Source organism: Microbispora sp. NPDC046973 (genome assembly GCF_040644495.1).
Classification (GTDB): domain Bacteria; phylum Actinomycetota; class Actinomycetes; order Streptosporangiales; family Streptosporangiaceae; genus Microbispora.
This window is the reverse complement of record NZ_JBEYWQ010000001.1, coordinates 703,956-719,082: the sequence shown is the minus strand read 5'-3', so window position 1 is coordinate 719,082 and position 15,127 is coordinate 703,956. Positions and strand designations below refer to the sequence as shown.

General features: G+C 71.2%; 12 protein-coding genes. 4 read left to right on the top strand and 8 right to left on the bottom strand.

The genetic code is table 11. The annotated features are described in order from the left end of the window. Window positions 1-47 precede the first annotated feature (47 nt). From ABZ860_RS03500 to ABZ860_RS03470, 7 genes are all read right to left on the bottom strand, one after another. Complete coding sequence (locus ABZ860_RS03500) at window positions 48-1,160, bottom strand: AAA family ATPase (RefSeq protein ID WP_357214418.1); 1,113 nt, start codon at window positions 1,158-1,160, stop codon at window positions 48-50. Continuing rightward, window positions 1,157-1,828, bottom strand: a complete 672-nt coding sequence (gene pnuC / locus ABZ860_RS03495; protein WP_357214415.1) for a nicotinamide riboside transporter PnuC — start codon at window positions 1,826-1,828, stop codon at window positions 1,157-1,159. Before pnuC ends, ABZ860_RS03500 begins: the two co-directional genes overlap by 4 nt. Window positions 1,829-1,927: 99 nt before the next feature. After that, window positions 1,928-3,415 carry a SulP family inorganic anion transporter gene (locus tag ABZ860_RS03490; RefSeq protein ID WP_357214412.1) on the bottom strand — a complete coding sequence of 496 codons (1,488 nt, stop codon included), beginning with the start codon at window positions 3,413-3,415 and terminating at the stop codon, window positions 1,928-1,930. Between the two features lie 189 nt (window positions 3,416-3,604). After that, window positions 3,605-4,006, bottom strand: coding sequence for a hypothetical protein (locus ABZ860_RS03485; RefSeq protein ID WP_357214410.1), 402 nt, complete (start codon window positions 4,004-4,006; stop codon window positions 3,605-3,607). A 321-nt stretch (window positions 4,007-4,327) separates the two neighbouring features. Further along, window positions 4,328-7,372, bottom strand: a complete 3,045-nt coding sequence (locus ABZ860_RS03480; RefSeq protein WP_357214407.1) for a glycosyl hydrolase 115 family protein — start codon at window positions 7,370-7,372, stop codon at window positions 4,328-4,330. 41 nt (window positions 7,373-7,413) lie between these two features. Beyond that, window positions 7,414-7,779 carry a DUF2809 domain-containing protein gene (locus ABZ860_RS03475; protein WP_357214404.1) on the bottom strand — a complete coding sequence of 122 codons (366 nt, stop codon included), beginning with the start codon at window positions 7,777-7,779 and terminating at the stop codon, window positions 7,414-7,416. Between the two features lie 37 nt (window positions 7,780-7,816). Next, the gene (locus ABZ860_RS03470; protein WP_357214401.1) at window positions 7,817-8,392 is read right to left on the bottom strand and encodes a DUF1707 domain-containing protein; all 576 of its coding nucleotides are present in this window, start codon (window positions 8,390-8,392) and stop codon (window positions 7,817-7,819) included. Window positions 8,393-8,505: 113 nt separating this feature from the next. Here ABZ860_RS03470 and ABZ860_RS03465 point away from each other — a divergent pair, with 113 nt between their 5' ends. From ABZ860_RS03465 to ABZ860_RS03450, 4 genes are all read left to right on the top strand, one after another. Further along, window positions 8,506-9,120: a cadmium resistance transporter gene (locus ABZ860_RS03465; protein ID WP_357214398.1), complete on the top strand. Its 615-nt coding sequence runs from the start codon at window positions 8,506-8,508 to the stop codon at window positions 9,118-9,120. Window positions 9,121-9,237: 117 nt separating this feature from the next. Further along, window positions 9,238-10,212, top strand: coding sequence for a hypothetical protein (locus tag ABZ860_RS03460; protein ID WP_357214395.1), 975 nt, complete (start codon window positions 9,238-9,240; stop codon window positions 10,210-10,212). Between the two features lie 38 nt (window positions 10,213-10,250). Continuing rightward, complete coding sequence (locus tag ABZ860_RS03455; RefSeq protein WP_357214392.1) at window positions 10,251-10,820, top strand: TetR/AcrR family transcriptional regulator; 570 nt, start codon at window positions 10,251-10,253, stop codon at window positions 10,818-10,820. 252 nt (window positions 10,821-11,072) lie between these two features. Further along, complete coding sequence (locus ABZ860_RS03450; protein WP_357214389.1) at window positions 11,073-14,399, top strand: S8 family serine peptidase; 3,327 nt, start codon at window positions 11,073-11,075, stop codon at window positions 14,397-14,399. 61 nt (window positions 14,400-14,460) lie between these two features. On the opposite strand, the gene ABZ860_RS03445 is transcribed toward ABZ860_RS03450, so the two are convergent. Then, a complete protein-coding gene (locus tag ABZ860_RS03445; protein WP_357214387.1) occupies window positions 14,461-15,027 on the bottom strand; it encodes a hypothetical protein in 567 nt (188 codons plus the stop codon). Window positions 15,028-15,127: the final 100 nt, after the last annotated feature.

The following is a 15,127-nucleotide window of genomic DNA, read 5'->3' as shown; positions in this document are numbered from 1 at the left end:
TATTCATATGGACAGCCGATCGATATGCGTTCTCGTATAGACACAGCTCACAAGGGCGGGGCGAACCGGCGACCGGCCGCGACGAGATCGTCGACCGCCCGCACGGCGGCGGTCAGCCGCTCCTCGGGCGGCCCGGAGACGACGACGTGCGGGAGCCCGCGGCCGGCCAGCTCCGCGCGCAGCCGCCGGTCCATGCCGTGCCGCACGTGCTCGCCGTCGCGCCAGCCGTCCTGCTCGAACGGCACGCCGTCCACGGACGTGTGGATCCACAGGTCGTGGCGGGCCCGTTCGTGGACGCGCAGCACCTCGGGGCTCACCGTGCCGAGATAGCGCTCGTGCCACAGCGCGGTGGCGAGCGCGTCGGTGTCGCAGAACAGCACAGGCGACCCGGTCCGCGCCGCCGCCTCCTCCCAGGCGAGCTGCCGGTGGGCGATCAGCGTGAACTCCTCCGGCTCCCACTCCAGGTCGTCCAGCCACGGCTGCGGCGCCCCCGCCGCCGCGGCCGCCCGGCGGGCCAGGGCGAGCTTCTCCTCGCAGTACGTCCTGCCGTACTCGGGCACCCACCGGGTCGCCGCCCAGACTCCGCCGCGTGCGGCGTAGTGGGCGGCCAGCGCGCGGGCGAGCGTGGTGGTGCCGGTGGACTCGGCCCCGACGACGACCACCCGCCAGGCGAGGTGGGCGCGCACGGCGGGGCTCAGCCAGGGCCACGCGGACACCGGATCGTCGCGGACCATCGTCCCGCTGACCGGGTGGCGGACCCTGTCCGGATCGACCGCCACGTGCGCGCCGCCGAACCTGCGGGCCAGCTCGGGCCCGTACGCCTCGGAGGAGAAGACGGCGTCGACGTCCGGCGCGAGGCCGCCGTGGGCCAGCGCGAGCGCGTGCCGGAAGACCTCGACGTGCGCGGCCCAGATCTCCGGGTCGTCGTAGTCGATCTCGACGTCGTCCACCACCGGCGCCACCACCACGTGGGGCTGCGGGTGCGCCTCGCGCAGCCATGCCGTACGCAGGGCGAGCGGGATGCTCTCCACGCTGGCGGCGGCGACGACCACCGTGACCAGCGCGCACCGCTCGGCGGCGGTGTCGACGAGGTGGTGGTGGCCGGCGTGCGGAGGGTAGAACTTGCCGACCACCAGCCCGTGCGCGTACCGGGCGCTCATCGCGTCGCCGCGGGAGCGGGAGCGGGCCGGGCGGCCGGGTGGCGCCGCCAGGCGAGCAGCCCGGCCACGCACAGCGCGAGGAACAGCACGTAGAGCGCGCTGGTGAGGTAGAGGTCCTTGTACGCGTAGAGGGGGATGTAGACCAGGTCGACGGCGATCCACAGCCACCACGACTCCACCCGCTTGCGGCACTGGCCGTAGGTCGCCATGAGCGACAGCGCGGTCGTCAGTGCGTCCCAGAACGGGACGGCCGAATTGGTCCAGGTCGCCAGTGCCGTGGTGAGCAGCGCGGTCACCGCGGCGCCCGCGAGCACGAGCCATCCCCACTCCGCGCGGCCGGTCCTGGTGACCGTGAGCGTGGTCCGCCCGGCCCCGCCGTACAGCCACTGCCACCAGCCGTACAGGCCGAGGAGCACGTAGACGATCTGCAGCGCCGCGTCGGCGTACAGGCCCACGGCCAGGAAGACGAGGCCGAGCAGGACGACGTTCGCGACGCCGATCGGCCAGTTCCAGACGTGCTGGCGGACCACCAGCCAGACGGTGAGCGCCCCTGTCGCGAATCCGAGCAGCTCGGCCCAGCTCGTCGACACGCCGCCCAGGGTGATGGCGGGCTCCAGGAGGGGCCCCAGCAGATCGGTCAGCGCCACCACGACCTCCTTAATCGTCACAGTGACGATAACAGGAGATCGTGATCGGGGAACAGGCCGGGAGCCGTCGGCGACGCGGACCGGGACGGCCGCGCGAGCCGTCCCGGTCTCGAGGGTGCGTCAGACCGATTCCTGGATGAGCCGGACCCGCTCGGCGCTCTCCCGGTTGTGCCGGTCCGTCCACGTGATCAGCGCCGTACGGCAGGCGTGGTCGAGGTGGCGCAGCCCGATCAGGTCCAACTCGATCGGGCGGTCCGTCGGCAGGGCCTCCAGAGTGTCGAGCATCGTCGGCAGCCGCAGGAAGGTGGCGTTCCCGGCGAGCCTGACCAGCACCGGGCCGTCGCCCCCGTCGTCGACCTCGACCTGGATGTGCGAGGTCTCCCACGCGGCCTTGACCACGGCGAGGACGAGGCCGATCAGGACGCCTTCGAACATGTTGAGGGTCACGATCGCCACCGCGGTGACGACGAGGATCACCGCCTCACCCCGGTGTGCCCGCCACAGCGGGACCAGCTTTCCGACCGGCAGGAGTTTGAACCCCGCGTGGATCAGCACCCCGGCGAGCGCCGCGACGGGGATGAGACCGAGGACGGCCGGCAGCAACGCGGCGAACAGCAGCAGCCACACCCCGTGCAGCACCCGGGACAGCCTGGTCTTCGCGCCCGCCTGCACGTTGGCCGCGCTGCGCATGATGACCCCGGTCATCGGCAGCGCGCCCAGCAGGCCGCACAGGGTGTTGCCCACCCCCTGGGCGAGGAGTTCCTTGTCGTAGTCGGTGCGCGGCCCGTCGTGCATCCGGTCCACCGCCGCCGCGCAGAACAGCGTCTCGGCGGAGGCGATGAGGGCGAACGCCACGATCGCGGCGAGGACGCCGAGGTCGGCCAGCCGCCCCGCCTCGGCCGGGCCGGGCGGCTGGATCACGTCGAGCAGGCCGCGCACCTCGATCTTCGCCACCGGCAGGCGCAGCGACGCGGTGACGACGGTGGCGAGCACCACCGCGGCCAGCGCGCCGGGCACGACGCGGACCCGCGCGGGCATCCGGCTCCACAGCGCCGTCACCGCGATCGTGCCGGCGCCCACCGCGAACGCCGTCGCGGCCGGGGCCGAGGTGACCAGGTCCGCGGCGAGACCGGGCAGGTGGGCGATCTTCGCGAGCCCGCTCGCCGGGGCCTTCACCCCGGCCATCGCGTACAGCTGGCCGGCGATGATGACCAGGCCGATCCCGGCGAGCATGCCCTCCACCACAGCGACGGAGATGGCCCTGAACCAGCGGCCGAGCCGCAGCCCGCCGAGGGCGAGCTGCAGCAGCCCGGCGGCCAGGACGACGACGCCGAGGACGCGCAGCCCGTAGGCGTCGACGGTCTCGGCGACCAGAACGGTCAGGCCTGCCGCCGGGCCGGAGACCTGCAGGCTGCTGCCGGGCAGCAGGCCGACGACCAGGCCGCCGACGATTCCGGTGACCAGGCCGAGTTCGGCCGGCACGCCGGAGGCGACGGCCACGCCCACGCACAGCGGCAGGGCGACGAGAAAGACCACCGTCGAGGCGGTCAGGTCGGTACGGAGCGCACGCCGGAGCGGCGCGGTTCCGCGTCGAGGGAGTGACTGCATGAATGGCCTCGCGCTCTTCTGTCGTTCTTGAGGTCGGCGGGAAACGTGACGTCAGGCGCGCTCCGGACCTGGCGGCCGTGCCCGCTCCGATCGCGGGCAGGCGGGAACCCCGGCCGCGGGCAGGCGTAAGGAACGCCTCGCGGCCGCAGGGGCGCCGGTGCGGTCAGGTCGTGCGGAACGCGCTGCCTGTCAGCAGCGGAAGACCTGCAGGACGACGGGAGTCGGCGGCTGCCCCGCGCTGGGGGCGTGTCTGCTTCGCGCGGTACGCGCGTGGGTGGCCCCGGCGGACGTGTCCGGCTCGGCGGACTCGGTGACGGTCGTGGAGACCTGGACCGACTGCCGGCGGGGGGAGGGCGCGGAATGCTGCCGCCCGCCGAGGCCGCGCAGGACGCAGCCGTGGTGGGGGGCCGAGGCGCTCGTCCGCCCCTGCGAATGCGGCGCGTCGTACTCGAAGTCGCGGGTGTGGGACTCCGAGCGCTCCACGGTTCGTTCCGTCACGGCGGCCAGGGCCGGCCCGTGATGCGGCAGCACGAGGTTGACCAGGAGAGCGGACAGCAGCAGCGTGACGACCGCCGCCGTTCCGCGCGCCATGGGTGATCCCCCCGTCGCCCTCGCCACGTTCTGCCGGAATTCCGTACGGACCTGGTGCCTGTCGCGCGGAACGCTCACGCGCCGGTAACTCCGGAAAAGACGGACGCCCGCGGCGTCCACCCCGTCTCACAGGATGGTTGACTCGCGAGTGACATCCGAAGTCGAACCATATATAGAACGGCGCGAAGAGAATGGCAAGGCCCACAATGGCGGCCATATGTTAAATTCCGGTTACTTACCCACAACCCTATAAGCAGACAAAGGTTCCAATCGATAAATGATTATCGAATAGGTCACGGTTCGGCGTGACCGGGGAGCACGTCAACGCCCCAGGTTCCGGCTCTCCGGCGGGCCGAGATAGCTCGGGATCAGGCCGCCGGTGTCCACCACGAACCGCTGCACGATCACGGTCGGGTCGACCATCCAGAACTTCAGCGTGTGCACGCCGGGTCCGCTGACCGTGTGGGTCGTCGTGGTCACGTTCACGTTGTCGGACGTGTTGCGCGCCCACTGCGCGTTCATCGTGGTGTCGTCGGCCCCTGTGACCTTGGTGACGTTCACCACCTGCGGCGCGCCGTCGTCGATCGAGACGGCGTACCGCAGGCCCTCGGTCGGCAGCACGTTGTTGCGCGGGGAGAGGTAGGCGGACACCTTCACCGGCCCGCCGCCCGTCACGGTGCCCGTCAGAGTGAACGTGTACTCCAGGCGGGCGCCGTCGCCACCGGGGGTGCGGCTCGCGGCGGTGACCGGCCACGGGGTGACCCCGTCACCGGTGCGGCCGATGCCCGGGACGACCTTCCAGCCGGCCCCGGCGGCGCCCACGGCCCGGGTGTGGTGGGCGGCCTCGATCGCGACGTAGCCGCCGGCCTCGACGAAGCCCTCGGCCCGCACGTCCGGCTTCTCGACGACGGCCGTGACCGTCACCCGCGCGCCCGACGGGCCCGTCACCGTGATCGGCACCTCGGTCGTGCCCTTCGGCGCGCGGGACCAGTCGACGCGTACGTCCGCGCGCACCTGGTCGGTCACCTTCCCGGCGGCGGGCGTGACGCTCACCCACGGCGCGGACGGCGTGATCGAGTAGTCGAAGGGCGTCGTCCCCCGGTTGAACACCTCGATGTACTGCCCCGGCGCGGTCTGGTAGGGGCTGAACGCCGGCAGCACGGCCGGGGACCGCTCGTCGGGCCACCACTTGTCCGAGCCGTCGATCGCGACGCCCATGTCGGCTACCTGGGGCACCTCGATCCGCGCGAGGTGCGGGTAGAAGGCGTCGGGCAGCGCCACGTTGTTCCGCTCGGGCTGCTGCCAGGGCGCGTTCGGGCCATACCGCTCGACGTCGCCGTAGCCGATCTTGGGCTGGGTCTGGAAGCCGTTCCACTTCCCGCCCGCGAGCGTCTCGTTGTAGTACGCCGACATGGCCTGGTCCTCGTCGAACCTCGCCTGCGCGAGGTCGGCCATCCGGTTGGTCGCCGCCCTCCCCTGCCGGGCGTACAGCAGGTTGGTGAACTGCGCCCTGCGCAGCTCGTACAGGTTGGCGCTCGCCTTCACCTCGTAGTAGACGAGCTGGTAGAAGGCGTCGTCGTATCCCGCAGGCAGGGCCTCGCGGATCCTGCCGGCCTTCGCGGCGAGCCGCTGCCACTCCGCCGTGACCCGGTCCATCTCCTGGTAGGCGGTGAGGCTGAACGGCGTCGCCCGGTCGTCCTCGACGATGGCGGAGGAGTCGGTGGCGGGGTCCTTGGCCGGGTCGACGGTGATCTTCCGGTTGAGCAGCTCCGGCTTGCGCCGCGACTGCAGCCGGCCGTACTCGTCGAGGACCTCGGCGATGTCGCCGGCGAGCTCCGGGCCGAAATTCCGCGCGGCGTACGCGCGCCTCCACTCGCCGAGCCGCTCCAGCGGCCACCGGCCCGGATCCCAGGCGTAGTCGAGGAAGAACTGGAGCGGGAGCTCCTGGCTCTTCATGTCGCCGACGTTCGCCACCCACAGCCGGTCCACGCCGTAGGTGTAGGCGAGGTTGAGCTGCTCCCACGTGCCGGCCAGGTTGGCCGTGTCGACCCACTTGTAGTTGCGCCCGGCGCCGACGTAGTCGAAGTGGTAGTAGATGCCGTAGCCGCCGGAGCGCTCCGGCAGCGACCGGTCGGGCAGCTTGCGCATGTTGCCCCAGTTGTCGTCGCAGAAGACGACCGTCACGTCGTCCGGCGGGCGCAGGCCCTGGTCCCAGTAGCGCTGGACCTCCTTGTAGAGGGTCTGGACCTGCGGGATCGTCGTGACGTCCGCCCCGCTCTCCTTCGCGAGGATCTCCCGCTGCGCGGCCAGGATGCTCTTCATGAGGTCGATGCCGTCGCCGTCGGGCAGGCCGACGTCGCCGTTGCCGCGCATGCCGAGCGTGACCACGCCCTCGAAGCCCTGCTCCTTCATCCGGCGGATGCCGTCGGCCCAGTACTTCTCGATCGCCTCGCCGTTGCGGCGGAAGCTCCACTCGCCGGTCCCGCCGTACGGGTCGTGGCCGGGGGTGACGACGGTGCCCCGGCTGTCGCGTACGGCGGCCACGGCGTGCCGGTTCCACTCCTCGATGCCGCGCATCATCGGCGCCTCGTGCGAGGTGCCCATGACCACGCCGTACCGGCCCGCCATCTTGTGGTTGTCCGGGTCGTCCTCGGCGAACGCCCGGCCCCAGACCGCCGGCCACAGGTAGTTGGCCTTGAGCCGCAGCATGACCTCGAAGACCCTGGCGTAGAACCTGCTGGTGAAGCCGCCCTCGTAGCCGGGGGCGAGGCCCGGGCCGAAGAACTTCGGCGCCCAGGTGCCGAGCGCGGGGTTCTCGTCGTTGATGAAGAAGCCCCGGTATCTGACCTTCGGCGTGCCCTGGCTGTGCCGCCCCGGCAGGACGTACAGCGCGTCGCGGTGGCGGACAGGGACGTCGTCCCACCAGTACCAGGGCGAGACGCCGATCTCCTTCGACACGTCGTAGGCGCCGTAGATCGTGCCCCGCTGGTCGCTGCCCGCGATGACGAACGCGCGGCGCACGCCCGGCAGCGGGTTCTGCACGACCTGCTCCAGCGACGTCTCCCACGTGCCCGCGATGCCGCGTACGTCGAGCTTGCCCGCCTTGATCAGACCGTCGATGAGCGGGCTCTTCCCGATCGTGCCGACCAGCACCACCTCGCCGGTCTTCGGCACGGTGTCGGTGGAGACCGCGGGCTTCACTCCGGTGACCCGCTCCACGTCGGCCTGCAGGTCGCCCACGACCCGGGTGACGCCGGGGAAGTCGCTCGCGCTGACGACGATCGGGGCCGCCCTGCCCTGCGTGACGAGGGGAAACCGGCCGGCCCCCGGCGCGAAGGCGATGTAGGAGTCGCTCCGACCGCTCATCACGCCCCCGTGAGTAGAAACTTTCTATTTCATTCCGAAACTTACTTGGTGCGCATCGAATGAATGGCGTATCCGGCGGCGGCGCCCAGGGCGTACCAGAACAGGTCGGGGGCGTTGAACGTCGTGCCGAGCACCAGCCGGGCCAGGGTGCTGCGCGCCGACAGCTCGGCGGGCACTCCGGTGAGCTGGGCGAACTCGACCAGCCAGCTCACCCCGAGCGCCACGGCCGCCACCACGGACGGCCGGGCGCGCGGCGCGGCCACGACGACCAGCGCGTACACGAGAAGGGTGTAGAGAAGGTCGCCCGCATACTTGGCGACCACGCCCAGCGGCAGCGCACGGACCGCCAGACCGGCGGCCACGACCACCACGGCGGCGGCCAGGGCGGCGAGTCGGCGATGCGGCATCCGGGCACCCTATCGGGAAGCCGGTATCTCTCGATCGTCAGGGGATTCGGTGGTAGCGCACCCAGATGTCGCCGCCGATGTGCCCGGACAACCGGAGCACGACGCCGTCCGGGTCGGGCGGCACGGGAGAGGTGTTGTGGACGCGGTTGGGCCGGATCCACCCGCCGGAGGTCACCTCGTCGGCGACGACCCGCCAGCCGGCCGGGACCCGGATGATGACGTCCCCGAACATCGAGTCGCACCGGACGGTCATGTCGATCTCGCGGTGCGGGCAGTCCGCGCGCCGGAAGTCCACCACGGCCGTCCGCCAGGTGCAGTCGAGCGTGATGCGCGGCGGCACCCTCCAGCGTCCGGTCTTCCTGACGGCACGCATGCCCCGGGTGAACATCAGCAACTCGTCCGCCGGCTCCGGCCGTCTCTCCCCCGCCGGCGTCAGAGGCAGGTCCGCGACAACGGAGTCCAGTTCGCCGTACGTGCGCGCGGCGTACACGCGGTCGAGCCGCTCGGTCATCTCCTCCAGGGTGATGCGGCCCTCGCCGACGGCGGCGCGCAGCCTCTCCGCGATACGGTCCCTGTCCCGGTCTCCGGCGCGTAATTCCGCCTGGTCGCTCACGATCGAGCAGTGTAGTTATTGGTTTTCCGCACTCGCCAGACGCTTATGCCCGTTACGTACGTGTATGGCGGCCCGAAATACCCGGGCACGCGTGAGCCCTATGCTGACCGGCCATGGACGGCATCGCGGCCACGCTCGGCACCGCCTGTGCGGTCTTCGCGGGCACCAACATCGACGACGTCGTCATCCTGACCGTGCTGTTCCTGTCGGCCCGGGCGAAGGGGCGGCCGCGCTCCTGGCAGATCGTCACCGGTCAGTACGCCGGGATCGCCGCACTCGTCGTCGTGTCGGGCGTCGCCGCCCTCGGCCTCGCCGTCATCCCGGACCAGTGGGCCGGCCTGCTCGGCCTGGTTCCGCTCGCCCTCGGCGTACGCGGACTGGTCGCGGCGCTGCGGGCGTCAGGCGGGGACGATCCCCCTTCGACGCCGGTGGCCACCGGCGTCCTGTCGGTCGCGAGCATCACCGTCGCCAACGGCGCGGACAACATCTCCGTCTACACGCCGCTGTTCCGCACCATCGGGCCGGCGGCCACCCTGCTCACCGTCGCCGTGTTCGCCGTCCTCGTGGCCGTCTGGTGCGCGGCCGGGTCCCGGCTGGGCTCGCACAAGAAGGTCGTCGAGTTCGCCGAGCGGTTCGGGCACTGGCTCGTCCCGCTCGTCTTCGCCGGGATCGGCACGCTGATCGTCCTCGAATCCGGGGTCGTCGGCCGTCTGATCGCCCTTCTCTGAACTTCCCGGCCTCGCGCCCTCGGCGACCGGCGTTGACAGGTTAAGACGACCGGTCATATTGTCGCCTCGGTCGCTCGCCCCAGAGCGCGGGAAGCACGAACGGAAAGAAGGCCGACCATGGCCAGCACGACGCCGGTCCCCACCCGGCTCCCCCTCAACACCCTCGGCATCGGCTTCGGGCTCTCCGGACTCGCGGGCACCTGGACGGCGGCCGGCCCCGCGCTCGGCGCTCCGCCCGCGGTCGGCGAGGCCCTCTGGGTGACGGCCGCGGCAGTGTGGGCCGGCACCCTCGCCCGGTATGGCGCGAGGGTCGCCCGCCTCGGCGACATCGCCGAGGACCTGCGGCACCCGGTCCTCGGGCCGTTCGCCGCCCTCGCCCCCACCACCGGCTCGCTCCTCGCGGCCCACCTCGCGACGTACCTCCCGGGCGCCGGGACCGCGCTCGTCTGGACGATGCTCGCGATCGCCGCGGCGTTCGGCGCGTGGTTCGTCGCCTCGATGCTCACCACGCCGCGACAGCCCGTGGCGCTGCACGGCGGCTATCTCCTCCCGACCGTCGCGGCCTCCCTCGTCGCCGCGCAGTCGCTCGCGACCATCGGCCACCGGGCGGCGGCCACCGCGCTGTTCTCCGTGGGCATCCTCTTCTGGCTGCTGATCGGCGCCGTCCTCCTCGTGCGGTTCGCCACCGGCCCCGAACTGCCCGGGCCGCTCATGCCAACGCTCGCGATCTTCTCGGCGCCGCCGGCCGTCGCCGGCAACGCCTGGTGGGCGATCGCGGGCCCGCACCTGAACACCGTGCACGAGGTGCTGCTCGGCGCCCTCGCCGCCCTGCTGCTGCCCCACCTGTTCCTGCTCCGCAGGTATGCGCACATCCCGTTCGTGATCGGCTTCTGGGCCTTCACCTTCACCACGGCGGCGAGCGCGACGTACGGCGTGCGCCTGCTGACGCTCACCCCGTCGGCGCCGCACACGACGCTCGGCTGGCTCGCGGTGACGCTGGCCACGGCGATCATCGGCGGCATCGCGGTCCGCTCGCTCGGCCTGGTCCACCTGCCGCGCCGCCGTCACGCCGAGCACGTCCAGCCCGCCTGACTTTTGACACCTCCAAGACGAACGGTCATATTGAAGCCATGCCTCAGGTAAGCGTGAAGAACAAGCTGGTCGAGAGCGCCGAGGACGTGTTCCGCCGGCAGGGGTTCAACGGCGCGAGCGTGCAGGACATCACCAGCGCCGCGGGCGTCCCCAAGGGGTCGTTCTACAACCACTTCGAGAGCAAGCAGGCGCTCGCCGTCGAGATCGTGCGGCGCTACGCACGCGGCGCGAACTTCGCCGCCCTCGGCGGCGACGGGCCCGCCCTGGAGCGCCTGCGCGGCCACTTCGCCGCCATGCTCGACCGGACCCGCGACACCGGCGTGGAGTTCGGCTGCCTCCTCGGCACCTTCGCCGGCGAGAGCAGCAGCGCCGGAGACCAGGTGCGTACGGCGGTCCGCGAGATCCTCGATGACTGGACCGAGAACGTGGCCCGCACGGTGCGCGAGGGCCAGGAGGCCGGCGAGATCACCTCGGCCCGTCCGGCGAGGACGCTGGCGGCCTTCCTGATCGACTCGTTCGAGGGCGCCACCCTGCGGGCCAAGGCCATCGGCGATCAGTCCCTCGTCGCCGAGCAACTGGAGATCGCCCTCGGCGCGCTGCGCCCGTGAACTCCCGGCCCCTGAACCCTTTCGACCGCTTCCTCTCCTGAGCGCCTGTCACACAAGCGAAAAATCACTCCATGGAACGATCTAGCCGGAAAAACGATGGCTAGTTAAACTCCGAGTCAGCTTCGGCCACCCTCTCGGGTGGCCGTTCGCTCGCCGCCCAACGGGGAGGGCCGTTGCCCTCCCATGCCCTTGGGCGGCGCGGCTCCTCCACGCCCTGGACGGCGAGGCCTCACAGGTCTCCATGGAGGTGTCGTGTCGAAGAAGCCCCCACCTGCCTACGTACGGACCACAGCGATCGTCGCCGGCCTCGGCCTCGTGACAGCGATGATCCCGGCGGCCGCCGCCGCGGACCCCACCCCCACCCCGTCGCGGTCGTGGAGCGCCACGGCCGTGACCGGCGCCGAGCGCGTGCAAGGCGCCAAGTCGGCCAGCGGCCGGCTCGCCAAGAGCGACGCGGCGCTGCTCGCCTCGAAGTCGCCCGAGCGGACGAGCGTCGTCGTGAAACTCGACTACGACGCGCTCGCGGCGTACAAGGGCGGCCTGCCGGGACTCCCCGGCACCAGCCCGTCGGTCACCGGGAAGTCCCTCAACCTGAAGAGCGGTGACGCGGCCAAGTACCAAAAGCACATCGAGGGCATCGAGAACACCTTCCTCAGTGAGCTGGGCAAGAAGATCCCCGGCGTCAAGGTGGGGCAGAGGCTCCGCACGGTCTACGGCGGCGTCGCCCTGACGCTGCCCGCCGACAAGGCCGCCGACCTGCTGAGGCTGCCCGGCGTGGCGGCCGTGCAGGAGGACAGGCGGGAGCAGCCCCTCACCGACTCCAGTCCCGAGTTCATCGGCGCGACCACCATCTACAACCAGCTCGGCGGCGCGAAGTCGTCGGGCAAGGGCGTCATCGTCGGCATCCTCGACACCGGCGCGTGGCCGGAACACCCGTCGTTCGCCGACCCGGGTACGCTTCCGGCTCCCCCGCCCAAGGCGGACGGCACCCCGCGTACGTGCGACTTCGGCGACAACCCGCTGACCCCGGCGGCCGACCCCTTCCCGTGCAACAACAAACTGATCTCGGGCCAGCCGTTCCTGGAGACCTACAACGCCGTGGTGGGCGGAGAGGTGTACGGCGACAGCGCCCGTGACTCCAACGGCCACGGGACCCACACCGCCACGACGTCGGCGGGCGGGCCGGTCGACCACGCCAACCCGCTCGGCATCGACCGAGGCGCGATCCACGGCATCGCGCCCGCGGCCCACGTCGCGGTCTACAAGGTCTGCGGCGCGGAGGGCTGCTACCAGTCCGACTCGGCGGCCGCGGTCGCGCAGGCCATCGCCGACGGCGTGAAGGTGATCAACTTCTCGGTCGGCGGCGGCGCCGACCCCTACAGCGACCCGGTCGAGCTCGCCTTCCTCGACGCGTACGCGGCGGACGTGTTCGTGTCGGCCTCGGCGGGCAACTCGGGGCCGGGCGCCGGGACGACCGACCACCGCGGCCCGTGGGTGACCACGGTGGCGGCCTCGACGCAGAGCCGCACCTACCAGTCGACGATCACACTGACGGGTGGGCCGTCGATCAAGGGCGCGTCGATCACCCAGGGCGTCGCGTCGCCGCTGCCCGTGGTGCTCGCGTCGGCCCCGCCGTACAACGACCCGCTGTGCGTCAACCCGGCGCCCCCGGGGCTGTTCACCGGAAAGATCGTCGCCTGTGAGCGCGGCCCGAACCGGGTGCTCAAGGGATTCGCGGTCAAGCAGGGCGGTGCCGCGGGCATGATCCTCTACAACTCCTCGCCGCTCGACGTCATGACCGACAACCACTGGCTGCCGACGGTGCACATCGACAAGCCGGAGACCGACGTGCTGCTCGCCTGGCTGAGCGCGCATCCGGGCGCCACGGCGAGCTTCACCCAGGGCGAGAAGACCACCTGGCAGGGCGACGCGATGACGACGTTCTCCTCGCGCGGCCCGGGCGGCGACTTCCTCAAGCCGGACGTCACCGCGCCCGGCCTGCACATCCTGGCGGGCAACACCCCGACCCCCGAGTCGCCGCTGGAAGGCCCTCCGGGCAACCTCTACCAGGTGATCGCCGGCACCTCGATGTCGTCGCCGCACGTCGCGGGCGCGGGCGCGCTCGTGTTCGCCCTGCACCCCGGCTGGACGCCGGGCCAGGTCAAGTCGGCCCTGGAGACCACCGCGACGACCAAGGTCACCAAGCAGGACCGGACCACCCCGGCCGACCCGTTCGACTACGGCGGCGGCCGCATCGACCTGACCAAGGCGGGCGACCCGGGCCTGACCCTCGACGAGACCGCGGCGAACTACGCCGCCTCGGCCGCCGACCCGATGAACCGGATCGACCTCAACCTCCCGTCGGTCAACGCGCCCGTCATGCCGGGGGTGATCAGCGCCAAGCGCACGCTCGTCAACGCGACCGGCAAGACGCTGACCTACGCCGCGACCGGCACCACCGTCAGCGGGGCGAACATCACCGTGCTGCCGCCGCTGTTCACCGTGAAGCCGGGCAAGAGCCAGAAGATCACCGTCGTGATCACCGCGCCGGACCTGCCTGACGGGCAGTACTTCGGCCAGGTGGATTTCAAGCAGGTCGGCGGCAAGCGGGAGCAGCACCTCCCGGTGGCCTTCCACCGGCAGGAGGGCGCCGTGCCGATCGACCAGACCTGCGCCCCGAGCACCATCGCCAGGAACACGGGCGAGTCCACCTGCACGGTCACGGTGCAGAACACCACCCTGGAGGACACCGACGTCACCGCGCTCAGCACACTGGACGCGAAGCTCCGGCTCAACGGCGTGACCGGCGCGACCGCGATCGGCAGCCAGATCGTGACGGCCAGGAGCACGCTCGCGGGCAGGCAGCCGGACAAGCCGGCCATCGCGCCCGGTGAGACCCCGGCGGGCTACCTGCCGCTCTCGGCCTTCGGCATCGCCCCCACCCCCATCGGCGACGAGGAGGCGCTGAACTTCAACGTCCCGGCCTTCACCTACGCCGGCCGTACGTACAACAGGATCGGCATCGTCTCCGACGGCTACACGGTCGCGGGCGGCACGAACGGTTCGGCGGACATCCAGTTCGCCCCGCAGACGCTCCCCGACACCACGCCGCCGAACGGCGTGCTCGCGTCGTACTGGACCGACCTGAACGGCGAGGGCGCCCCCGGCGTCTACGTCGCCAGCCTGACCGACGGCGTGAACAGGTGGCTCGTCGTCGAATGGCAGGTCTACCTGTACGGCACGAACAGCCTCAAGGTCTTCCAGCAGTGGATCGGACTCAACGGCGCCGAGGACGTCTCGTACGCCTACGACCCGGGCAACCTGCCCGGTGACCCGGGAGCGGCCTACGGCCTGACCGTCGGCGCCGAGAACGCGGACGGCACCGCGGGCAGCCAGATCAGCGGCCCGCCGACGCAGGACTACCGGATCACCAGCACACCGGGCGCCCCCGGCGGCACGCTCACCTACTCCTTCAAGGTCAAGGGCGTGTCCTCGGGCACCGGCACCGTCACGACCGGCACCTCCACCCCCCAGGTGAAGGGCATCACCGTCGAGGTCGACAAGATCACCGTTCAGTAGAAACCTCTGCAGGGCCCGGCGGACGCGCGTCGTCCGCCGGGCTTCGTTACGACGAGCGTGATCAGTCCACGGTCACGGTGGCGTACTGGTAACGGGTCGAGCCGTTCTCGTCCCCCTGGTGTATGCGGCCGGTCATGACCTGGTTGTAGCCCGCCTTCGACAGGTGGTTGCTCTCCTTGTAGTAGGAGGACCACCCCGCCCCGGTCAACTGCACCAGCCGCCCCTGCCAGAACAGCTCAGCGGGCCGGTATCTCGTCAGGCCGTTCTCATCACCCTGGTGCCACCTGCCGATGAGCGCCTGGCCCACCGGGGCGATATAGACATGGCTGCTCTCCCTCTGCGCGGAGCTCCAGTCGAGCACGCGCACCTGCACCCGCTCGCCGTTGATCCAAATCGAGCTGCAGTAGTAGGTGGTCTGCTTGTTCTCGTCCCCGTAATGCGATCGCCCCGTGAGCACCTGGTCTATCGGACAGGTGAACTGGACGCCGTCGGGCTCCCACACGGTCTGGGAGTAGTTCTCTTCGACGCTGATCGTCACCGCCGAGGCGGAGGCGGAGGCGGGAGAAGCCACGGCAACGGCCGCAGCGGCGGCCAGGGCGGCGATTAGCGACTTGGGGTATGTCCTCATTTTCTGCGGTTCCTCTTCACTTTCGACCGGCTTCCACATGGCTGCCATCGGCGAGGAGCATCACCGCTCCCTGGCCGTCGACTTGTCGAATCGGCGGTGG

Bases quoted from the DNA above. Each gene is read 5' to 3' on its own strand.
- ABZ860_RS03500 (WP_357214418.1), bottom strand. From the start codon at position 1,160: ATGAGCGCCCGGTACGCGCACGGGCTGGTGGTCGGCAAGTTCTACCCT.
- ABZ860_RS03490 (WP_357214412.1), bottom strand. From the start codon at position 3,415: ATGCAGTCACTCCCTCGACGCGGAACCGCGCCGCTCCGGCGTGCGCTC.
- ABZ860_RS03485 (WP_357214410.1), bottom strand. From the start codon at position 4,006: ATGGCGCGCGGAACGGCGGCGGTCGTCACGCTGCTGCTGTCCGCTCTC.
- ABZ860_RS03480 (WP_357214407.1), bottom strand. From the start codon at position 7,372: ATGAGCGGTCGGAGCGACTCCTACATCGCCTTCGCGCCGGGGGCCGGC.
- ABZ860_RS03475 (WP_357214404.1), bottom strand. From the start codon at position 7,779: ATGCCGCATCGCCGACTCGCCGCCCTGGCCGCCGCCGTGGTGGTCGTG.
- ABZ860_RS03465 (WP_357214398.1), top strand. From the start codon at position 8,506: ATGGACGGCATCGCGGCCACGCTCGGCACCGCCTGTGCGGTCTTCGCG.
- ABZ860_RS03460 (WP_357214395.1), top strand. From the start codon at position 9,238: ATGGCCAGCACGACGCCGGTCCCCACCCGGCTCCCCCTCAACACCCTC.
- ABZ860_RS03455 (WP_357214392.1), top strand. From the start codon at position 10,251: ATGCCTCAGGTAAGCGTGAAGAACAAGCTGGTCGAGAGCGCCGAGGAC.
- ABZ860_RS03445 (WP_357214387.1), bottom strand. From the start codon at position 15,027: ATGAGGACATACCCCAAGTCGCTAATCGCCGCCCTGGCCGCCGCTGCG.